This is a genomic window from Variovorax sp. RA8 (assembly GCF_901827175.1).
Taxonomy (GTDB): domain Bacteria; phylum Pseudomonadota; class Gammaproteobacteria; order Burkholderiales; family Burkholderiaceae_C; genus Variovorax.
Genome location: NZ_LR594662.1, coordinates 5,702,945 through 5,723,978, shown reverse-complemented (window position 1 = coordinate 5,723,978; position 21,034 = coordinate 5,702,945). Strand labels below are relative to the sequence as shown.

General features: G+C 71.2%; 20 protein-coding genes. 12 read left to right on the top strand and 8 right to left on the bottom strand.

Going from position 1 to position 21,034, the window contains the following annotated elements:
- The first annotated feature begins 34 nt into the window (after positions 1-34).
- From E5P3_RS27310 to E5P3_RS27255, 12 genes are all read left to right on the top strand, one after another.
- A complete protein-coding gene (locus tag E5P3_RS27310; protein WP_232073340.1) occupies positions 35-1,090 on the top strand; it encodes a phosphotransferase in 1,056 nt (351 codons plus the stop codon).
- Positions 1,087-2,106 carry an NADPH:quinone oxidoreductase family protein gene (locus tag E5P3_RS27305; RefSeq protein ID WP_162588816.1) on the top strand — a complete coding sequence of 340 codons (1,020 nt, stop codon included), beginning with the start codon at positions 1,087-1,089 and terminating at the stop codon, positions 2,104-2,106. The genes E5P3_RS27310 and E5P3_RS27305 overlap by 4 nt, the downstream gene beginning before the upstream one ends.
- A gap of 42 nt (positions 2,107-2,148) precedes the next feature.
- Positions 2,149-3,264 carry an ABC transporter substrate-binding protein gene (locus E5P3_RS27300; protein ID WP_162588815.1) on the top strand — a complete coding sequence of 372 codons (1,116 nt, stop codon included), beginning with the start codon at positions 2,149-2,151 and terminating at the stop codon, positions 3,262-3,264.
- 18 nt (positions 3,265-3,282) lie between these two features.
- Positions 3,283-4,149 carry a branched-chain amino acid ABC transporter permease gene (locus E5P3_RS27295; protein ID WP_162588814.1) on the top strand — a complete coding sequence of 289 codons (867 nt, stop codon included), beginning with the start codon at positions 3,283-3,285 and terminating at the stop codon, positions 4,147-4,149.
- 116 nt (positions 4,150-4,265) lie between these two features.
- Entirely contained in the window at positions 4,266-6,065 is a 1,800-nt protein-coding gene (locus tag E5P3_RS27290) for a branched-chain amino acid ABC transporter ATP-binding protein/permease (protein ID WP_162588813.1), read from the top strand.
- Positions 6,062-6,775, top strand: coding sequence for an ABC transporter ATP-binding protein (locus tag E5P3_RS27285; protein ID WP_174263109.1), 714 nt, complete (start codon positions 6,062-6,064; stop codon positions 6,773-6,775). Before E5P3_RS27290 ends, E5P3_RS27285 begins: the two co-directional genes overlap by 4 nt.
- A 34-nt stretch (positions 6,776-6,809) precedes the next feature.
- Positions 6,810-7,739 carry an SMP-30/gluconolactonase/LRE family protein gene (locus E5P3_RS27280; RefSeq protein ID WP_232073338.1) on the top strand — a complete coding sequence of 310 codons (930 nt, stop codon included), beginning with the start codon at positions 6,810-6,812 and terminating at the stop codon, positions 7,737-7,739.
- Complete coding sequence (locus E5P3_RS27275) at positions 7,729-8,931, top strand: acyl-CoA dehydrogenase family protein (protein ID WP_162588811.1); 1,203 nt, start codon at positions 7,729-7,731, stop codon at positions 8,929-8,931. The genes E5P3_RS27280 and E5P3_RS27275 overlap by 11 nt, the downstream gene beginning before the upstream one ends.
- 11 nt (positions 8,932-8,942) lie before the next feature.
- A complete protein-coding gene (locus tag E5P3_RS27270) occupies positions 8,943-9,989 on the top strand; it encodes a DUF7064 domain-containing protein (protein WP_162588810.1) in 1,047 nt (348 codons plus the stop codon).
- Positions 9,990-10,026: 37 nt separating this feature from the next.
- Positions 10,027-11,229 (top strand): CaiB/BaiF CoA transferase family protein, encoded by a 1,203-nt coding sequence (locus tag E5P3_RS27265; protein WP_162588809.1) that lies wholly within the window; start codon positions 10,027-10,029, stop codon positions 11,227-11,229.
- On the top strand, positions 11,226-12,005 hold the full coding sequence (locus E5P3_RS27260; RefSeq protein WP_174263108.1) for an enoyl-CoA hydratase-related protein: 780 nt from the start codon (positions 11,226-11,228) through the stop codon (positions 12,003-12,005). Before E5P3_RS27265 ends, E5P3_RS27260 begins: the two co-directional genes overlap by 4 nt.
- A gap of 13 nt (positions 12,006-12,018) precedes the next feature.
- Positions 12,019-12,948, top strand: a complete 930-nt coding sequence (locus tag E5P3_RS27255) for an SMP-30/gluconolactonase/LRE family protein (protein ID WP_174263107.1) — start codon at positions 12,019-12,021, stop codon at positions 12,946-12,948.
- Here the strand turns inward: E5P3_RS27255 and E5P3_RS27250 are convergent.
- The 8 genes from E5P3_RS27250 to E5P3_RS27215 form a co-directional block, all read right to left on the bottom strand.
- A complete protein-coding gene (locus E5P3_RS27250) occupies positions 12,935-13,918 on the bottom strand; it encodes a Bug family tripartite tricarboxylate transporter substrate binding protein (RefSeq protein ID WP_162588808.1) in 984 nt (327 codons plus the stop codon). The two genes, E5P3_RS27255 and E5P3_RS27250, sit on opposite strands and share 14 nt — an antisense overlap.
- A gap of 41 nt (positions 13,919-13,959) precedes the next feature.
- Positions 13,960-14,994, bottom strand: a complete 1,035-nt coding sequence (locus E5P3_RS27245; RefSeq protein WP_162588807.1) for an aldo/keto reductase — start codon at positions 14,992-14,994, stop codon at positions 13,960-13,962.
- 12 nt (positions 14,995-15,006) lie between these two features.
- Complete coding sequence (locus E5P3_RS27240; protein ID WP_162588806.1) at positions 15,007-15,372, bottom strand: DUF6285 domain-containing protein; 366 nt, start codon at positions 15,370-15,372, stop codon at positions 15,007-15,009.
- Positions 15,373-15,384: 12 nt separating this feature from the next.
- On the bottom strand, positions 15,385-16,395 hold the full coding sequence (locus E5P3_RS27235) for a phosphotransferase family protein (RefSeq protein ID WP_232073336.1): 1,011 nt from the start codon (positions 16,393-16,395) through the stop codon (positions 15,385-15,387).
- 223 nt (positions 16,396-16,618) lie between these two features.
- On the bottom strand, positions 16,619-17,593 hold the full coding sequence (locus tag E5P3_RS27230; RefSeq protein ID WP_162588805.1) for an NAD(P)H-dependent flavin oxidoreductase: 975 nt from the start codon (positions 17,591-17,593) through the stop codon (positions 16,619-16,621).
- 6 nt (positions 17,594-17,599) lie between these two features.
- Entirely contained in the window at positions 17,600-18,586 is a 987-nt protein-coding gene (locus E5P3_RS27225; RefSeq protein ID WP_162588804.1) for a tripartite tricarboxylate transporter substrate binding protein, read from the bottom strand.
- A gap of 29 nt (positions 18,587-18,615) precedes the next feature.
- Entirely contained in the window at positions 18,616-19,494 is an 879-nt protein-coding gene (locus E5P3_RS27220; protein WP_162588803.1) for a crotonase/enoyl-CoA hydratase family protein, read from the bottom strand.
- A 10-nt stretch (positions 19,495-19,504) separates the two neighbouring features.
- Complete coding sequence (locus E5P3_RS27215) at positions 19,505-21,034, bottom strand: acyl-CoA synthetase (RefSeq protein ID WP_162588802.1); 1,530 nt, start codon at positions 21,032-21,034, stop codon at positions 19,505-19,507.

Sequence of the window (21,034 nt, the reverse complement as noted above, 5' to 3'; positions counted from 1 at the left end):
GCATCATTGGTTCAACCATAGATTAAACAACAAAGTGAACAATTCATCCATCCCCGCTGCGGCTGGGGGGCTCGACACGGCGCAGCTTGTCGCGCTCGATGCGTTCATCCGCCGCGAGCTCGGCGGCTTCGACGGCGCCCTGCGCGTGCGGCGCGTCGAAGGCGGCCAATCCAATCCGACCTTCATCGTCGAAGCCGGCGTGCGGCGCCTGGTGCTGCGCCGCAAGCCGCCGGGCGTGCTGCTGCCTTCGGCGCATGCGGTGGAGCGCGAGTTCCGGGTGCTGCGTGCGTTGGAGGGCTCCGACATGCCGGTGCCGCGCGCACGTGCGCTGTGCGAAGACCCGGCGGTGCTGGGCAGCAGCTTCTACCTGATGGACTTCGCGGAAGGCCGCATCCTCACCGACCAGACGCTGCCCGGCATGGCCCCCGCACAGCGGCGCGCGCACTACGCCGAGATGGCCCGCGTGATGGCGGCACTGCACGCCGTCGACTGGCGCGCGCGCGGCCTCGCGGATTTCGGCCGCGAGGGCGGCTACGTGCCGCGCCAGCTCGACCGCTGGACGCGCCAGTACCGCGCGAGCGAGACCGCGCGCATCGACGCGATGGAGCGGTTGATCGACTGGCTGCCCGCGCACGTGCCGCCGCAGGAGGCGACCTCGGTCGTGCACGGCGACTTCCGCCTCGACAACCTGGTGTTCCACGCCAGCGAGCCGCGCATCGTCGCCGTGCTCGACTGGGAGCTCTCAACGCTGGGCGACCCGCTGGTGGACCTGGCCTACCACTGCCTCGCGTGGCGGCTGCAGCTCGGCACGCACCGCACGCTGGCGGGGCTGGACCCCTTGCCCGAGGGCATCCCGACCGAAGCCCTGCACGTGGCGGACTACTGCCGCGCGAGCGGCCGCGCCGACGCGGCGATCGCGCACTGGAACTACCACCTCGCCTTCAACATGTTCCGCCTCGCCGCCATCCAGCAGGGCGTGGCCCGCCGCGCGTTGGACGGCAACGCCGCCAACAGCCGCGCCGCCGCGGTGGCGGCGCGCGTGCAGGCCACCGCCGAAGCCGGATGGCAGGCCGCCCGGGAGACCCGATGATCCAGGAACTGCCTCCCACCATGCGCGCATGGCGTGTCGAAGAGATCACCGAGCGCGGCGAGATGCAGCTGCGCGACATCGAGGTGCCGCGCCCCGGCCCCGACCAGTACCTGGTGCGCGTCGAGGCCGCCGGCCTCGCCTTCGGCGACACGCTGATCGTGCGCGGCAAGTACCAGGTCAAGCCGCCGCTGCCGTTCACGCCCGGCTCCGAGGTCCTGGGCACGATCGTGCAGGGCGAGGGAGGCGAGCTCGCGGTGGGCACGCGCATCGCCAGCTCGTCGCGGCAGGGCGGCTTCGCGCAGTACGCGCTGGTGCCGCGGACCGAGGCCATCGCGATTCCCGGCGACATCGACCCCGGCGATGCGCTGGCACTGCGCAGCAACTACCCGACCTCGCTCTTCGCGCTGCGCACGGCCGGTCGTCTGCGGCCCGGCGAGACGCTGCTCGTGCATGCGGCCGCAGGGGGCGTCGGCAGTGCCGCGCTGCAACTGGGCAAGTTGCTGGGTGCGCGCGTGATCGCCACCGCCGGCAGCGTGCAGAAGCTGCAGGCCTGTCTGGATGCGGGCGCGGATGCGGCGCTCGACTACGGCGATCCCGGCTGGATCGACGCCTTCCGCAAGCTGGCCCCCGGCGGCGCCGACGTCATCTACGACCCCGTCGGCGGCGAGGTGGGCGCGCAGAGCCTGCGCTGCCTGGCCTACGGCGCGCGCTACCTCGTCATCGGCTTCGCGGGGGGCGCGCTCACGCAGCTGCCGGCCAACCGCCTGCTGCTGCACAACGCCAGCGCCGTGGGCGTGCTGTGGGGCGAAGTGCGCAAGCGCGACATCGCACTGGCCGCGCGCCTCACGCGCGAGGTGTACGACTGGCATGCCGAGGGCCGCATCCGGCTCCTGCCCGGGCAGCCCTTCGCCTTCGAGCAGGCGCGCGAGGCGCTGGCCGCGCTCGAAGGCCGCTCCACCGTGGGCAAGGCCTGGCTGCGCGTGCCGCATCAGCAGGCCTCGGTGTTGCGGCGGTAGAGATTCAGGAAATCAACAGCAGAACTATGAAGGAGACATTCGATGCGTAGCTTTCTTTCTTGCGCCGCGCGGCTTTGGCTCGCCTCATGCGCGCTCGCGGGCCTGCTCGCGGCCGCGCCGGCGGCCGCCCAGGACGTGAAGATCGGCGTGCTCTACCCGATCAAGACCATGCTCGGCCAGCAGGGCCGCAACGGCGCCGAGGTCGCCGCCGAGATGATCAACGCCAGCGGCGGCGTGCTCAATGGCCGTCCGCTCAAGCTGGTCGTGTACGACGACAACTACCAGCCGGCTGACGCCGTGGCCGCGGCGCGCAAGCTGCTGAGCGAAGACAAGGTCCCGGTGATCGTGGGTGCCATCAACACCGCGGTGTCGCTGGGCGTAACGCAGGTCGCGCAGCAGGGCGGCGCCCTGTTCCTGGCCGCGGTGACCAAGGCGCCGCAGGTCACCGAGTACGACCGGGCGTTCCGTTTCAACCCGCTGGTGGCCACCGACGGCGAGGTCTTCAACCAATACCTCAAGGACAAGGTGAAGCCGCAGCGCATGGCCGTGGTGGTGGAGAACGGCGACTACGGCCGCTCGATCATCGCCAGCATGAAGGGCGCCTTCGGCAACGCGGTGGTCGCCACCGAGCTGTACGAGATTCTGAAGCAGACCGACTTCAGCGCCCTCGCTTCGCGGGTGAAGTCGGCCAATCCGGACGTGGTGTGCATGGCCTTCTCCGCGCCGGAGCAGGGCGGCAGCCTGCTGCGCACGCTGGCCGAGGCCGGCGTCAACGCCAGGCGCTGCATCCTGCCCGGCTCGGTGACGCCTTCGCTGCTGCAGGTCGCGGGCCCGGCCGCGGAGGGCGCCTTCACGATGGACATCTGGGCGCCCACCATGGCCAACGAGACCAACCGCAAGTTCGTCGCCGCCTACCAGGCGAAGTACAAGGTGGTTCCCAGCAAGGTGGATTTCCTCGGGTTCGAGAGCATGTGGGTGCTCGGGCAGGCGATCCGCGCCGCAGGCACCACGACCGACACCGCGAAGCTCGCAGCCACACTGCGCCAGGGCACCTGGGATTCGCCGCGCGGCACGCTGCGCTTTCCTGCGAACCAGGCGACCTCCGAGAAGTGGGTCGTGCTGGAGGTCAAGGACGGGAAGATCGTCGTCGGCGACTGAGCCCGCAGAGACCGCGCCATGACCGACGCACTGCTCCAGCAACTGCTCAACGGGTTGTCCATCGGCTTCGGCTATGCGCTGATCGCACTCGGCCTCACGCTCGCCTTCGGCGTGCTGCACATCATCAACTTCGGCCATGGCGAAGTGGTGATGCTGGGCGCCCTCACCGTGGTGCTGGCGAACAAGCTGCTCGGCCTGCCCTATCTCGCCGCGGTGCCGCTGGCGATGCTGGTGGGCGCCGTGGTCGGCTGGATCTTCGACGCGCTCGCCGTGTCGCCGCTGCTGCGCCGCGCGGAGGGCCGCACCGACATCCTTCTCACCACCTTCGCGGTCGGCGTGTTGTTCAACCAGGCCGTGCTGTCGGTCTGGGGCCCGGCGCCGGCGCGCGTCGACGGGCTGCAGGGCCGGCTCGAACTCGCGGGCGCGGGCCTCAGCGCGCAGCGGTTGTTCGTCATCGGTGCGAGCATCGCCGCGCTGGTGGTGCTGGACCTGCTGGCGCGCCGCACGCGATTCGGCGTGGAGATGCGCGCGCTCGCGCAGAGCGAGCATGCGGCGCGCGTGGTGGGCATCGACGTCAAGTCGGTGGGCACCCGGGCCTTCCTGCTCGCCGCCGCGGTCGGCGGACTCGGGGGAGCGCTGCTCGCGCCGATCACCTCCTACTCGCCGATGCTGGGGCAGGCGGTGCTGATCAAGGCCTTCGTGATCGTGGTGCTCGGCGGCCTGGGCAGCGCGCGCGGCGCGGTGCTGTGCGCGCTGGGCGTGGGCGTGCTCGAGGCGATGCTCGGCCTGGTCCTGGAAGAAGGGCTGGCCGCTGCCGCCGTGTACTCGCTGATGCTGCTGGTGCTGCTCGTGCGGCCCCAGGGACTCGCGGGGGTGGCCCGATGAGCCGCCCGGCCGCTCCGAAGGCGAATAGCACCGCAGCCGAAGGCGAAGGTACTCCAGTGAGCCTCCCGGCCGCTGCGAAGGCGAATAGCGCCGCAGCCGAAGGCGAAGGTATTTCAATGAGCCGAACCCTGCGCGACGCCGTGCTCGGCATCGCCGCGGCGGCGCTGCTGGCGAGCGTGCTCCGCTCGCCGTACCTGCTTGACGTGGCGGCCTATGCCGGGGTGCTCGCGATCTTCGTCCTCGGCGTGTCGGTGACCTTCGGCCAGCTCGGCTACGTGAGCTTCGGGCACGCGGCCTTCCTGGGCCTGGGCGCCTACACCGCCGGCATCCTGGTCGCGCAGCTCGGATGGAACTACTGGGCCGCGGTGCCCCTGGGCGTCGTGCCGGGGCTGCTGCTCGGCGCGCTGATCGGCATCGTCTCCGCGCGGCTGAGCGGCGCCTACTTCGCCATCGCCACGCTGGTGGTGGCCGAGATCCTGGTGCTGGTGGTGGTCAACTGGGTCGACCTCACGCGTGGCCCCATGGGGCTGATGGTGACGGTCTCGCCCCTGCCGCTGGCGCAGCGGTTGGGCTGGACTGCGCAGCAGGGCTACCTGTTCGCTGTGGGCGCGGCGCTGGCGGTCTCCTTCGTGCTGCTGCGCAACCTGCGCGACAGCGCGACCGGCCGCGGCTGGACGGCGATCCGCGAGGCACCCGCGCTTGCCGAGTCGCTGGGCATCGCCACCGCGCGCTCGCGCGTGTTGAACATCGCGCTGTCGGGCGGACTCGCGTCGCTGGCGGGCTCGCTGCTGGTCCCCAAGGTCTTCGTGCTGTCGCCCTCGCTGCTTGGCGTCGGCCATTCGGCCACCGGCATCCTGGGTGTGATCCTCGGCGGCAAGGCGACGCTGGTGGGGCCCGTGCTTGGCGGGGCGCTGTTCGCGATCATTCCCGAGGGGCTGCGCTTTCTCGGCGATCTCAACTTCGCGGCCTTCGCGCTTCTGCTGCTGCTGGTGGTGCGCCTGCTGCCGGGCGGCCTGGTCGGCTGGCTGGCGGCGCGGCCCGTGTTCAGGCGCCGGCACGCCGCGCGGCTGCGGCGGGCCTCGGCCGCGCTGCCGGCCCCCGCGCCGCTGGCCGCGCGGGCGCGGCAGGCAGGCAAGGTGCTGGAGGTCGCGGGCGTGAGCCGCCATTTCAAGGGACTCAAGGCGGTGCAGAACGTGTCGTTCGACGTGCACGCGGGCGAGATCCTCGGGCTCATCGGCCCCAACGGTGCCGGCAAGACGACGTTGCTGAGCATGCTGGGCGGCTTCCTGCCCGCCAGTGCCGGCACGATCCGCGTGCGCGGCCTGGACATCGCGCGGCGGCCTGCGCATCGCGTCGCGCGGTTGGGCGTGGTGCGCAGCTTCCAGCAGACCGCGTTGTGCGCCGGCCAGACCGTCGCCACCAACATGGCCATCGCCAGCCACCTGCATCGGCCGCCCGGTTTCGCGGGCGCCTTGCTGCGCACGCCAGGCTGGCGCGCGCGCGAACGCGAGCGCATGGCGCACGCCCTAGGCTGCCTGGCCGAGGTGGGCCTGCTGGCGCGGCGCGACGAGGTGGCGGGCGGCCTGCCCTACGGCGAGCAGAAGCTGCTGGGCGTCGCCATGGCGCTCGCGGCGCAGCCCGGCGTGCTGCTGCTCGACGAGCCGGCCGCCGGCCTGAACCAGGTCGAGGCGGCACGCCTAGCCAAGGTGCTGCGGGGCCTGCGCGACAAGGGCATGACATTGATCGTGGTGGACCACAACCTGAAGATGCTGATGTCGGTGGTGGACCGGGTGGTCGTGCTGCACCACGGCGTGAAGATCGCCGACGGCGCGCCGGGCGAGGTGACGCGCATGCCGGAGGTGGTGTCGGCCTACCTGGGCACCGCGCACGCGCCCGTCGAGGAGCTCGCCGCATGACGGCGCCGCTGCTGCACGTCGATGCGCTCGCCGTGCGCTACGGCGAGACGCGCGCGCTCGAAGGCGTGAGCCTGGCACTCGGCGCACGCGAGATCGTCGCCCTGATCGGCGCCAACGGCGCGGGCAAGTCGTCGCTGCTGAACACGCTGCTGGGCCTCGTGCCCCAGGCGGCCGGCATGACCACGCTCGGGGTCAAGCGCATCGAGACGCTGCCCACCCGCGAACGCATCGCCACCGGCCTGGCCCTATCGCCCGAGGGCCGGCGCGTCTTCCCCGAGCTGTCGGTGGAGGAGAACCTCGACCTGGGCGACCTGGGGCGCGACCTCGCCCAGCGGCGCGAACGCCGCGAGAACGTGAACCGCTGGTTCCCGCGCCTGCGCGAACGCCGGCAGCAGCTCGCCGGCACGCTCTCCGGCGGCGAGCAGCAGATGCTGGCGATCGGCCGCGCGCTCATGGCGCAGCCGCGCGTGCTGATGCTCGACGAGCCCACACTGGGGCTGGCGCCGCTGGTGGTGCAGGAGATCGCGGCCTTCATCCGCCACATTCGTTCCACCGGCGTCTCGGTCCTGCTGGCCGAACAGAACGCCGAAATGGCGCTGGCCGTCGCGGACCGCGCCTACGTGCTGCAGAACGGCGAGGTGGTGATGAGCGGCAGCGCCCGCGAACTTGCGGCGCACCCCGATGTGCGCGCCGCCTACCTGGGCCTGTAGAGGACATGATGATGACGCCGACCAGGAGAGCCCCGTGAGAACGATCGCCGAAGGCCTGGACTTCCCCGAGGGCCCCGTGGTGCTGGCGGACGGTTCGTTGCTGGTGGTGGAGATCGCGGCAGGGCGCCTGACGCGCGTGTTCGGCGATGGCCGGTGCGAGTCGGTCGCGAAGACGAGCGCGGGGCCGAACGGCGCGGCCATCGGGCCCGATGGCGCCTGCTACGTGTGCGGCGGCGGCGGCTTCGAGTGGCATCGGCACCCCGATGGCACGCAGACGCCCGGCCTCCAGCCGGCGGACTATGCGGGCGGGTGCATCGAGCGCGTCGACCTGCGCACCGGCCGCGCCGGCGTGCTCTACACGCACAGCGACAAGGCCCCGCTCAAGGGGCCCAACGACATCGTGTTCGGCGCCGACGGCGGCTTCTGGTTCTCCGACCTCGGCAAGCGCCGCCAGCGCGACATGGACCACGGCGCGATCTGCTGGGCGCGGCCCGACGGCAGCGAATGCCGCGAAGTCATCTTTCCGATGAACACGCCCAACGGCGTCGGCCTGTCGCCCGACGGCCGGCGGCTGTACGTTGCCGAGACCGCGCCAGGCCGGCTCTGGGCCTTCGACGTAGTCGAGCCGGGACGCATCGCGCGCGCCCCAGATTCCCAGGCACCGCACGGCGGCAGGCTGGTCGCGGGCCTGCCCGGCTACCAGCTCTTCGACTCGCTCGCCGTCGAGGAGGACGGCCGCATCTGCGTGGCAACGCTCTTCAACGGCGGCATCACCGTCATCTCGCCGGACGGCGGCTCGATCGAGCACGTGCCGCTGCCGGATCGCTTCACCACCAACCTCTGCTTCGGCGGCCCCGGCATGAGGACCGCGTACGTCACGCTGTCTTCCACCGGCCGGCTCGCCGCCCTCGACTGGCCGCGCCCCGGACTGCGGCCTCACTTCTACGCACACGATGGACTTTGAACACTCTCCCCGAACCCAGGCGCTGCTGGGGCAGCTCGCCGCCTTCATGGATGCGCACGTCTATCCCGCCGAGCGCGAGGTCCACGAGCAATCACAGGCTGGCGGGCGCGCGCAGGTGCCGCCGCTCATCGAGGCGCTGAAGGCGCGCGCCAAGTCGCAGGGCCTGTGGAACCTGTTCCTGCCCGACGGCGAGCACGGCGCCGGCCTGAACAACCGCGACTACGCGCCGCTCGCGGAGCTGATGGGGCGCTGCGCCATCGCGCCCGAGGTGTTCAACTGCGCCGCGCCGGACAGCGGCAACATGGAGATCCTCGCCCGCTACGGCACCGACGCGCAGAAGGCGCGCTGGCTCGCGCCGCTGCTGGAGGGGCGCATCCGCTCCTGCTTCTCGATGACCGAGCCCGCTGTCGCGTCCTCCGATGCCACCAACATCGAGGCGGAGATCCGCCGCGACGGCGATCACTACGTGGTCAACGGCCGCAAGTGGTGGACCTCCGGCATCGCCGACCCGCGCTGCGAGCTCATCATCTTCATGGGCAAGACCAACGCGGCCAGCCAGGACAAGTACCGCCAGCAGTCGATGCTGCTGATCCCGCGCGACGCTCCGGGCGTGCGCGTGGTGCGCAACCTGCAGGTGTTCGGCTGGGACGACGCGCCCCACGGCCACGCAGAAGTCGTGTACGAGGACGTGCGCGTGCCGGTGGAGAACATCCTGCTGGGCGAGGGCCGCGGCTTCGAGATCGCGCAGGGTCGCCTGGGGCCGGGGCGCATCCACCATTGCATGCGCCTGGTGGGGCGCGCCGAGCGCTGCCTCGAGCTGATGTGCGCGCGCTCGAAGGAGCGCGTCGCCTTCGGCAAGCCGATCGCCAGCCAGACCGTCACCATGGAGCGCATCGCGCAGGCGCGCGTGCTGATCGACCAGGCCCGCCTCCTCACCCTGCATGCCGCGTGGAAGATGGACACGGTGGGCATCAAGGGCGCGCGCAAGGAGATCGCCATGATCAAGGTCGCCGCGCCGTCCATGGCCTGCCAGGTGATCGACTGGGCCATCCAGGCCCACGGCGCGGCGGGGCTGTCGCAGGACTTCATCCTCGCGCGCTCCTATGCGCAGGCGCGCGGCCTGCGCATCGCCGACGGACCCGACGAAGTACACCGCAACCAGATCGCCCGCCTCGAGCTGGCCGACCATTGAAAGGATTCCTCATGTACATGCCGCCCAACACCCGTCTCAAGCTGGATCCGCGCGACGAATACACCCATCCGCCGGAGGCGGTGGGCAACTACAACGAGAGCATGTATTTCAATGCCTTCGACTCTGCGCGCCGCATCGGCGCCTGGGTGCGCATCGGCAACCGCCCGAATGAGGGCCACGCGGAGATGACGTGCTGCGTCTACCTGCCCGACGGCCGCGTGGGCTTCATGTACGGCAGACCTCCCATCGCCGACAACGCGCAGCTGGCCGCCGGCGGCATGCGCTTCGAGGTGATCGAGCCATTCAAGCGCCACCGCGTGAGCTACGTCGGCGAACTGCTGCTGATGGACGATCCGCTCGCCATGGCCGACCCGAGCGCAGCCTTCAAGCGCTACCCCAAGCGCGCGGCCTCGATCGCGCTGGACTTCGAGGGCGTGTCGCCCATGCACGGCGGCGAGATCGTCGACATGGCGGGGCGGCCCATCGTGCTGGACCCGGAGCATGCGGTCTACCGCGGCCATACCGAGCAGAACATGGCCGTCGAAGGGCACATCACGGTCGATGGCGTGAGGCACGACGTCGTGGGCGGCACGGGCTACCGCGACAAGTCCTGGGGCCCGCGCCATTGGCACAGCTTCTTCTGGTACAAGTGGCTGCCCCTCACCTTCTCGCGCGACTTCGGCATCCTGCTGTCGATCAAGGGCCGGCCGGAGGGCGGGCCCGACCGCATCAGCGGCAACGTGCTGCGCGACGGCGTCTACGAGCCCGTCATCGACGGGCGCATCGAGACCGAGTACGACGCTGCGTGGATTCCGCGCGGGCTCACCGCATGGGTTACGACCGAACGCCAGACCTATGTGGTGAAAGGGCGCGTGCTGACCACGGTGCCGTTGCGGCACCGGCGCGTGCGCGCAGCCGGTTCGGGTAGCTATACGCGTATTACCGAGAGCCTGACGGCGTACAGCTGCGAAGGGCGCACCGTGCTGGGCATGACGGAGTACTGCGATGTGATGGAAGACGGGGTGCCGATCTCGGAGCGGCGGGCGTTGGCGGCATGACGCATGTAGCGTGTCGTTGGGAGCAAGAGGCAAGCAAATGAGCGTGTTCCAAGGCCTGAAGGTACTCGACGTCGCCAGCTACATCGCCGCCCCCGCCGCGTCCACGATCCTGGCCGACTTCGGCGCCGACGTGATCAAGGTCGAGGTGCCCGAAGGCGACGGCTTCCGCAAGACGGTGCTGAACCCGAACCTCGCCTACTCGCAGCACAACTACCTGTGGATGCAGGGTGCGCGCAGCCGCCGCGGCATCGCGCTGGACCTCAAGAAGCCCGAAGGCCAGGCCGTGCTGCACGGCCTCGTGCGCTCGGCCGACGTGCTGGTCACCAACTACCCCCTGCCGGTGCGTGCGCGCCTCGGCCTGGCGTGGGAACGCATTCGCGAACTCAATCCCCGCCTGGTCTACGCCTCCCTCACGGGCTACGGCGAAACCGGCCCCGAGTGCGCCAAGCCGGGTTTCGACGCGACCACCTACTGGGCGCGCAGCGGCCTGGCCGACCTGACGCGCCCGGACCCCGACGGCCCGCCCGCCAACCCGGCGAACGGCCTGGGTGACCAGCCCACCGCGGTCACGCTGTTCGCGGCCATCGTCACTGCGCTCTACCGGCGCGAGCGCACGGGGCAGGGTGGCATGGTCAGCACCTCGCTGCTCGCGAACGGCGCCTGGGCCAACGCGATGGCGATCCAGGGCATGCTGGTCGGCGGGAGGCTCGTGTACCGACAGCCGCGCACCCGGCCGCGCAACGCGCTCACCAATTTCTACCGCTGCCGCGAGGGGCGCTGGTTCATCCTGAGCCTGGTCACCGAGGCACGCGACTGGCAAGCTTTCCTGCGCGTGATCGAGGCCCCCGCGCTGGCGCAGGACCCGCGCTTCGCGGCCCTGCCCGCGCGCCACGAGAACGCGCCGGCACTCGCCGCACTGCTGGACGAAGTCTTCCTGCAGCGCGACAGCGCCGACTGGACCGCGCGTTTCGGCGCGGAGGGGCTCACGGTCGGCGTGGTCGCGCGCAGCGAGGACGTGTTGGGCGACGAACAGATGCGCCTGTGCGGCGCGCTCGTGCCGGCCGAGGGCATTCCGGGCACCGGCCTGACGGTGAGCAGCCCGTTCCAGGTGGAGGGCGCCGAGAAGTCGCACCCACGTCACGCACCCGCCATCGGCGAGCACACCGACGAGGTGCTGCGCGAGGCCGGGTACTCCGCCGACGACATCGAGCGCCTGCGCGATGGCGGGGCCGTGGCGTGAACGCGCAGGCCGTGCTGCGCGGGGACCACGGCCAGGTCGCCGTGCTCACCATCAACCGGCCCCGGGCGCGCAACGCGATCGACGCAGAGGCCGCGCGTGCGCTGGCTGCGCTCGTCGCCGAGATCGAGCGCGACCCGGCCGTGCAGGCCGCGATCCTCACCGGAGCGGGTGACCGCGCCTTCTGCGCCGGCGCCGACCTCAAGGAGCTGGCCGGCGGATCGGCCCCCGGCGAGCGCTCAACGTCCGACGGTGGCTTTGCCGGCTTCGTGCACGCGCCGCGCGAAAAGCTGTGGATCGCGGCGGTGAACGGCGCGGCGGTGGCGGGCGGCTTCGAGCTGGTGCTGGCCTGCGACTTCGCCATCGCCTGCGACGCGGCCACCTTCGCGTTGCCCGAAGTGAAGCGCGGCCTCGCCGCCACCGCAGGCGGCGTGTGGCGCCTGCCACGCGCCATCCCGCGCGGCGCGGCGCTCGAGATGATCGCCACCGGCGAACCGATCGACGCCGCCGAGGCACTTCGGCTCGGCCTCGTCAACCGGGTGGTTGCGCCCGATCGCCTGCTGCCCGAGGCGCTGCGCATCGCGGCGCGCGCGGCGGCCAACGCCCCGGTCGCCGTGCGCGCCAGCTTGGCGCTGGCGCGCCGCGCGTTCGACCGCGACGACGCGACGCTGCGCGACGAGGCCGACGCCGCCTCGGGGCGCGTCATGGCGACCGAGGATGCGCGCGAAGGCCCGCGTGCCTTCGCCGAGCGCCGCCCGCCGCGCTGGAGCGGCGCATGAAGGAGCCACAGTGATGGACGACGACCTGAAGATCCTGGCCGCGGGCCTCGCATTTCCCGAGGGACCGGTGGCGCTGGAGGACGGCTCGGTGCTGTTCGTGGAGATTGCCGCCGGGCGATTGAGCCGGTGGCGCCCCGGCGGCGGGGTCGAGACCGTGGCCACGCCCGGCGGCGGGCCCAATGGCGCCGCGATCGGTCCCGATGGCGCCTGCTACGTCTGCAACAACGGCGGCATGCAGTGGAACAACGATCCGAACGGTGGGTTGTACCCGCACGGCCGCGCGGCCGACTACGGCGGCGGCCGCATCGAGCGCATCGATCTCGCCACCGGCCGCGTCGAGCGCCTGTACGAGCGCACCGAACGCACAGCGCTGCAGAGTCCCAACGACATCGTGTTCGACGGGCATGGCGGCTTCTGGTTTACCGATCTCGGATCCATGGGCCACGCCGAACTCCAGCGCGGCCGCATCTGCTACGCCCGCGCGGATGGCTCGTCGATCCGCGAAGTGGTGTTCCCGATGCTCACCCCCAACGGCATCGGCATGTCGCCGGATGGCCGCTTGCTGTACGTGGCCGAGACGGTCACCGCGCGGCTCTGGCGCTTCGAGGTCACCGGGCCCGGCGAGCTGGCGCTCCAGGGCTGGCCCTCGCTGACGCCGGGTGACATGCTGTTCGCCTCGCCGCTGTACTGCATGTTCGATTCGCTCGCGGTCGAGGCCAGCGGCAACATCTGCGTCGCCACCATCGGCGCGCCCGGCATCGCCGGCATCACCGTGATCGATCCGTCCGGTGTGCTCGTGGAGCGCGTGCCCATGCCGGACCGCTCCACCACCAACCTCTGCTTCGGCGGCGCCGACCGGCGCGATGCGACCCTCACGCTGTCGCGTTCCGGTCGGCTGGCGCGCAAGCGGTGGCTCCGCCCGGGTCTCGTCACTCCATCGTGATGCCGGTGGCCTTGATGGCCGCCGTCCAACGCGTCGTCTCGTCCTGCACGAAGCGCCGGGCCGCCTCCGGCGTACTACCTTCGGGCTGGAAGCCGTAGGCGAAGATGCGCGCCGACACGTCGGGTGTCTGCACGATCCGGGTGATCTCGGCCGACAGCCGGTCGACGATCGGCTTGGGCGTGCCCGCAGGCATGGCCATCACTGACCAGCCCGACAGGCTGACGGCGGGGAAGCCCAGCTCGCCGAAGGTGGGCACGTCGGGAAAATCCTTGAGGCGGTTGGGCAGCGCGACGGCCAGCAGCTTCATCTGGCCAGCCTGGGCCTGTGCGGCCAGCGTGCCGGCCGCGCCGATCACTACCGCGATCTGCCCGCCCAGCGCTGCCTGCACCGCGGGCGCCTCGCCCTTGAAGGGCACGTGGACCAGGTTGATGCCGGCCTGCTGCGCGAACATGCTGCCCAGGATGTTGGCCGAGCTGCCCGGGCCGCTGGTGCCGTAGTCCACCCCTTCCTTGCGCGTGCGCGACCAGGCGATGAACTGGCGCAGGTCGGTGGCCGGCACGTGCCGCGCCACTGCGAAGCTGTTGGGCAGCATGGCCACCAGCGACACCGGCGTCAGCTCCTGCAGCGTGTAGCCGGGCGACTTCGCCATCAGGCTGGTGAGCACCAGGCTGCTGAGCGTCAGCACCATCGTGTACCCGTCGGGCGGGGCCTTGGCGGTGAGCGCGTAGGCGATCGCCCCGTTGGCGCCGGCGCGGGTGTCGACCACCACGGGCTGCCCAAGCGAGGCCGAGAGACGCTCGGCGATCAGCCGCGCGGTGCCGTCCAGCGCGCCGCCCGGCGGCGTCGGGATGACGATGCGCAGCGGCTTGTCGGGCCAGCGGCCCGTGTCCTGCGCGCCGGCCGTGCTCGCGAGTGCGAGCGAGGCGGCGGCGAGCGTGCGCAGGGCCGTGCGTCGGGTGGTGTGTGGCATGGGTTGTCTCCGTGTCGTGGCTGAAGAAGAGGCGGCGGCCCTCAGGGTGGGCGCCGCCGCAGCCGCGCGTCCCCGAGCGCCTGGGGCGCGGTTCCGAGGTCCGCGGGGTTGACCACCGTGCCGGGCGCCACCAGTGCGTCGATCGCGTCCAGCAGCGCCGGGTCGAGGCGGCCGTCGCTCGCGGTCGCCTGCTGTTCGAGTTGTTCCAGCGTGCGCGGGCCGATGATCGCGGCGCTGACCGCGCGGTGCTCCAGCACGAAGCGCAGCGCCAGGTGCACCAGCGACAGTCCGGCGTCGGACGCGAGCCCTTGCAGCCGCTCCACGGTCTCCGCCTTCCGGCGGCCCTCGGGCGACGCGGTGTCGAAGCGGCCCGGGTTGAAGCGCCGGCGCCAGCTATCCGCGGCGGGTTCGCCCGCGCGGTATTTGCCGGCCAGCCAGCCGCCCGCGAGCGGGCTCCAGACCATCACGCCCAGCCGGTGGCGCTCGGCCGCCGGCAGCAGCTCGGCTTCGGCCGCGCGCACGAGGATGGAGTACTGTGGCTGTTCGCTCACGAAGCGCTCGCGGCCGCGTTCGAGCGCGACCCATTGCGCCTCCACCAGCTCGGCCGGGGAAAAGCCGGAGGTGCCGATCATGTGGATCTTGCCCTCGCGCACCAGATCCGACAGCACGCCGAGCGTCTCGTCGATGTCGCATCGCGGGTCCGGGCGATGGAGCTGGTAGAGGTCGATCCAGTCGGTGCGCAACCGCCGCAGGCTTCCTTCCACCGCCTGGCGAATCCAGCGGCGCGAGTTGCCGCGCATGTTGCGGTCGGCACCCATCGGGAAGTGACCCTTGGTTGCGAGCACGACGCGTTGCCGGCGCTCGCCGGCCAGCGCCGCGCCGACGATTTCCTCCGTGCCGCCCTGGCCGCCGTACACGTCGGCCGTGTCGACGAAGTTGATGCCCGCGTCCAGCGCGGCGTGGATGATTCGCGTGCAGTCAGCCACATCGGTGTTGCCCTGCGCGCCGAACATCATGGTGCCGAGGCAGAGGCGGCTCACCTGCACACCGGTGGTGCCGAGGGTCGTGTATTCCATGGCGATGCGGGCTCAGCGCCGGTCGCCGGCCCAGGCAGGGTTGTCGATGGCGAGCGCCTCGCGCAGGCTCTCGCGCAGGTGGCGTACCAGCGCTTCGTCGGCGAGGTCGATGGCGCCCTCGTCGATGCGCCGCGCGAGCGCCGCGCGAAGTGCCGGCAGCTCATCCTCGCCGTTGTCGAGCAGCGCCTGCAGCCGCGTGCGCTCGGCGGCATCGGCGGCGGGGCCGAATTCGAGCTCGCGGGCCAGCAGGCGCAGCACGTTGACGATGACCCGCGTGCGAAAGCGCGGGAAGCCGCCGAGCGCGGGCAGCACATCGCGCTCCAGGTCGTCGGCGGCGGCTTGCAGCAGGGCGCCGGCCGAAGGGACGAAGGCAGGCATGCGCGTCTCCTCTCAGGCCTTGGCGGTCGCGAGCGCCATGAAGTCCCACAGCGGCTCCTCGAGCCGGCGGCCGATGGCGGCGAGCTCGCTGCTCGCGGGCCGCCCGTCGGCGCCGCGCGCCAGCCCGCGCCGCACGCAGGAGATGGCCCACTTCAGGTTCGACATCGCTTCCCAGAACAGCACGCGGCGCGGATCGACCGTCGTGCCGGAAGCGTGCTCGTAGGCGGCGTAGAGCTCCTCGCGCGATCCGAAGCCGCCGGCTTCGCCTGCGCCGCCGAAGCGCCAGCTGCGCATGCACAGCACGCCCAGGTCGTGCATCGGGTCGCCGATGCGCGCGATCTCCCAGTCGAGCACGCAGCGCACGCCTTCGGCCGGATCGACGATCAGGTTGCCGGTGCGGAAGTCCGCATGCACGACGCAGGCGCGGTCGTCCGGCGGCAGGCGCTCGCCGATCCAGCGCAGGGCATACGACATCGCGGGATGGATGAAGGCGTGTTCCTGGAGGAGGCCACCGTAGATTGCGAGCTCGTCGGCCGCGCCGAGCCGGGCCAGGAAGGGCAGCCGCTCGGCCGGCATGCAATGGATGGCGGCGAGGATCTCGCCGCACTGCGCGGCCAGCCGCGGGCGCACCGCGTCGAAGACGGCATCGGCCACGATGCGCTTGCCGAGCGTCTCGCCTGCCACGCGCTCCGTGACGTAGCCGCCGCCCAGGCCGTCTTCGGGCGCGAGCACGTGCAAGACCCGCGGCGCCGGCACGCCGGCCGCGCGCGCGGCGATCATCATCGCGGCGTCCTCTTCGGCGGAGAGCTTGGGCGGACGGCGCGCTGCGGGCGCGTCAGCCGGGGCGCGCGGCGGTGTCTGCTGCAGGATCAACGGGTGCCGGCCTTCGGCATCGACCCAGTCGAAGGACCACGTGGTCTTGGTTGCGCCGCCTGTGAGCCGCGTCAGCGATTGAACCTCGCCACGACGGCAGTTGCGTGCGAGCAGCGAGGTGAGTGCGCTCTGCATTGCGTCCGCGCTCATTTGCTTGCCTCTTGCTCACTTTTCCTTTGGGGGAGGGTTGGGGTGCAGGTCTCGTTTGCTTGTTTGGACGTTGTGCTTGTGTTGAGTCCGAAGCCGGGATTTCGCCCCGGCCCCGGACTCAGACCAACAGCAACGTTCGAATCAGGCAACAGAGTGCCCCCACTCCAGCCCTTCCCAGGACGGCAAGGGAGCAAAGCAAGGCCGCAGGTCGACACCCGATGCCTCACGCCGCCGCAAGCACCGCCGCCGCAGAGAGCCGCGCGCGGCACTGCCCGACCATGCGCTCGATCAGCTCACCGCAGCTCGGAATGTCGTCGATCAGCCCCGCCACCATCCCGGCCCAGATCAGCCCGTTGCGCGTATCGCCGCTCTCCAACGCCGCGCGCCCCCGCTGCCCGTTGACCAGCGGCCGGAGCACCTCGAAGGCCGCGCCACCCGGCCGCCGCTCCAGCTCGAGCACTTCCTCGGACACCGGGTTGAGCAACACGCGCGAGCTGTTGCGCAATGTGCGCATGATCAGCCGCGTGTCGTTCTCGCGCGCGGCGACCAGCGCCTGCTTGACGTTCTCGTGCACCGGCGCCTCGCGCGTCGCGACGAAGCGCGTGCCCATGTTCACCCCCTCGGCGCCGAGCGAGAGCGCGGCCGCCATGCCGCGGCCGTCGGCGATACCGCCGGAGGCGATCACCGGGACGCGCAGCGCCGACACCGCGGCCGGGATCAGCACCAGCCCGGGCACGTCCTCCTCGCCGGGATGGCCGGCGCATTCGAAGCCGTCGATGCTGACGATGTCCACCCCGCGCTTCTCCGCGGCGAGCGCGTGGCGCACCGAGGTGCACTTGTGCACGATGACGACGCCGGCCGCGCGCAGGCGCTGGAAGACGGCCTCCGGCACGTTGCCGGCCGTCTCCACCACGCGGATGCCTCGCGCCAGGATCACGTCGAAGATGCGCTCGTAAGGCGGCGGGTTCACCGTCGGCAGCATGGTGACGTTCACGCCGAAGGGCTTGTCCGTCATCGTGCGGCAGCGCTCGATCTCCCGGCTCAGGTCCTCGGGGGTGGGCTGCGTCAGCGCGCCGAGCGTGCCCAGCCCACCCGCGTTGGAGACGGCCGAGGCCAGCTCGGCGCGGCCCACCCATTGCATGCCGCCCTGCACGATCGGGTAGCGGATGCCCAGCAGTTCGGTGACGCGGTTCTTCATGAGTCCTCAATCCAGTCTGATGTCGTTCTCGCGCGCGATCCTGGTCCAGCGCTTCAGGTCTTCCTGCAGGAACTGCGCGAACTCCGTGTTGGTGTTGGCCACCGGCTCGTAGCCGAGCGCGTAGATCCGTGCCTGCACGTCGGGCATGGCCACGATCCGGCGGATCTCCTGCACGTACTTCTCGACGATCGGGGCAGGAGTGCCGGCCGGCAGGAACATCGCGCCCCAGCCGGGCAGGTTGATGTCGGGATAGCCGAGCTCGGCGAAGGTGGGCAGGTCCGGAAAGGTCTTCAGGCGATGCGGCGATGCCACGGCGATCAGCTTGACCTTGCCCGTCGCCAACTGGTTGGCGTAGAAGCCCACCGAGCCGTAGGCGAGTGCGATGTCGCCGCTGGCGACGTCGACGAAGGAGGCGGCCTCGCCCTTGTAGGCGGCGTGCTTGATGCGGATGCCTGCGGCCTTGTTGAGTCCTTCGCCGATCAGGTGTGCGCCCGAGCCGACGCCGTAGCTGCCGAAGGTGTACTTCTCGGGCGCCTGCTTCGCGAGCCGGACCACGCCTGGCAGGTCGTTGGCCGGCAGCGCCGCGTTGGCCGCCAGCGCGATCGGAAAGCTGGCCACCAGCGACACCGGCGCCAGGTCCGTCATCTTGTACTGCGGGTTGGTCTGCAGCACGAGGTTCTGGATGAAGCCGCTGATGGTGAAGAGCGACGTATAGCCGTCGGCCGGCGACTTGGCGACCGCGGTGGTCGCGAGGATGGTGTTGGCGCCCGGCTTCGATTCCACGATGACCTGCTGGCCCCACGCCTCGGTGAGCTTGGCGGCGACCAGGCGTGCCAGCACGTCGAGGTTGCCGCCGGGCGCGGTGGGGATCACGATGCGCACCGGCTTGCTGGGGAAAGGCGCCTCCTGGGCGGCCGCGGGCAGGGCTGCCGTTGCAAGCGCGGCGGCGGTGGCGAGAAGCGCGCGGCGTGCGCGCGAGAAGTGCTTCGGCATGCTCGTCTCCTTGTAGTGGGGAAGCAGGGTCACCAGCTCGGCCGCGCGACGCCATCCCCGAAGGGCTCGTCGCGCTTGCGCACCGCGGCCTTGAAGCCATGTGCGGCCACGTCGGTATCGAAATCCTTCTTGGCGCGCGAGAGGTGGGCGCGCGCGTCCATCTCGGCCGCCAGGCGCGGCAGCGTGCCCGCGCCGGCCAGCTCCAACGCCAGGTTGACGATGCGCTTGTTCGTGGCGAGCAGCTCGGGATCGACCGTGGCGAGCCGGCGCGCCAGCGTCATCACCTCGTCTTCGAGCCGCGCGGCGGGCGCGCTCGCCACTGCCAGGCCGATGCGTGCGGCGTCGGCGCCGCTCACCACGTCGCCGGTGAGCAGCAGGCGCTTGGCCCATTGCGGGCCGACGTTGTAGAACCACATGTGGTTGGGCGGCGAACCCATGGCGCGCGTGGCAGGAAAGCCGATGCGCGCGTCGTCGGCCGCGATCACCAGGTCGCAGTACAGCGCGAGGTCGGTGCCACCGGCGACGCAATGGCCGTGCACCTTGGCGATCACCGGCTTGTGAACCACGAAGGCGGTGCGCAGCAGCTCCTGGAAGCGCTCGAGCTTCCACGCGTCGTCGTCGAAGGAGCCGCTGCCGCTGCGGTACTCGAGGGCTGCGGCGTCCTCGGCGGCGTAGCGTGCATAGGCCGACTTCATGTCGTAGCCGGCGCAGAAGTCCGGGCCCGCGCCCTCCAGCACGATCACGCTCACCGAGCGCAGGTCGTCCGCCTCCAGCAGCGCGCCGCGCAGCTCGGTCAGAAGCTCCCACGACAGCGCGTTGCGCCGTTCGGGGCGGTTGAGGGTGATGCGCGCCACCCGTTCGCGCACGTCGAGCACGAGGTGTTCGGTGGATTGCAGCCACTTGGCCATCGCGCCCGCCTCAGATCTTGCGTCCGGCGTTCTGCCAGAACGGATCGCGCAGCCGGCGCTTGAAGATCTTGCCGCTGTCCTCGCGCGGCAGCGAGGCGTGGAAGTCGATGCGGCGCGGCACCTTGTACCTGGCGATGCGGGCCCGCAGGTAGTCCCGGATTTCCTCGGCGCCCAGCTGCGCGCCGGGCATCAGCTCGACCGCCGCGGCGAGCGATTCGCCGAAGTCCTCGTCCGGAATGCCGAACACGGCGCAGTCCTTCACGCCGGGGCATTGCGTCAGCACCATCTCGATCTCGGCAGGGTAGATGTTGGTGCCGCCGAAGATCACCATGTCGGAGCGGCGGTCGCACAGGTACAGGCGGCCCTCCTTCATATAGCCGACGTCGCCGAGGCTGATGAGTCCGTCGCGTTCCACGCTCCTGCGCTTCTCCTCGTGGTTGAGGTAGGTGAAGTCGGCATAGGCCGGCACGCGCGCGTAGATCTCGCCGGTCTCGCCCTCGGCGAGGCGGTGGCCCTGCTCGTCGTAGAAGGCCAGGCGGGTGCCGGGCGTGGGCATGCCCACGCAGCCGGGGTGCTCGAGCCAGTCCTGCGGCGTGGCGAGGGTGGCGGTGCCGACCTCGGTGCCGCCGTAGGTCTCGTAGACCACCGGGCCCCACCAGTCCATCAGATCCTTCTTCACCTCGCGCGGGCAGGGCGCACCGGTATGCGTGACCCAACTGAGCGAGCTCACGTCGTAGCGCTTGCGCACCTCGGCCGGCAGCTTGAGCATGCGCACGAACATCGTCGGGACCATCACCGCGTTGTCGATGCGGTGCTTCTCGATCAGCGCGAGCGTCTCTTCCGGGTCGAACTTGGACTGGAGCACCAGCACCTCGGCCGTCATCAGCGCGTGGCGGCCGTAGGCATTGGGCGAGGCGTGGTAGAGCGGGCCGCTCACCAGCGCGCGGACGCCGGGCTTCATGCCGTACACGCTGGCGAAGAGCTCCACGTAGGCCCGGCTTTCCTCGGGCGTCGCGGGCTCGCGCCTGACGCCTTTCGGGTGGCCGGTGGTGCCGGAGGTGTAGATCATCGTCGCGCGGCTGCGGCGCGGCGGCGCCTGCAGCGGCTCGAAGCGCTGCGCCCAGTCGCGCCACACGGCGTCGCCCGGCCGCGGCTGCGCGAGGCCGGCAGGAACGTCGTAGTGCGCCTGGATCTCCGGTGGCGTCGGCACCACGAAGACGCGAATGCCGGCGGGGACCAGGGCGCGGATCGGGTCGAGGAGGTCGGCGTGCGCCACCAGCACCTTCGGCTTCGCGTCCTCCAGCACGTAGATCAGCTCGTCGCTGCGTCCGTGCCAGTTGAGTGGCACTCCGTAGGCGCCGACCGCCGCGGCGGCCTGCTGCACCTCGAAGAAGGCGAAGTCGTTGCGAAGCAGGAGCGCGACGGTGTCGCCCTCCTGCACGCCGAGCTGTTCGAATCCGGCAGCGGCCTGCTGCGCGACGCGCAGCACCTCGTCGCGCGGCATGCCGCGGCCGTCCAGGTAGATCATCGGGGTGCTCAT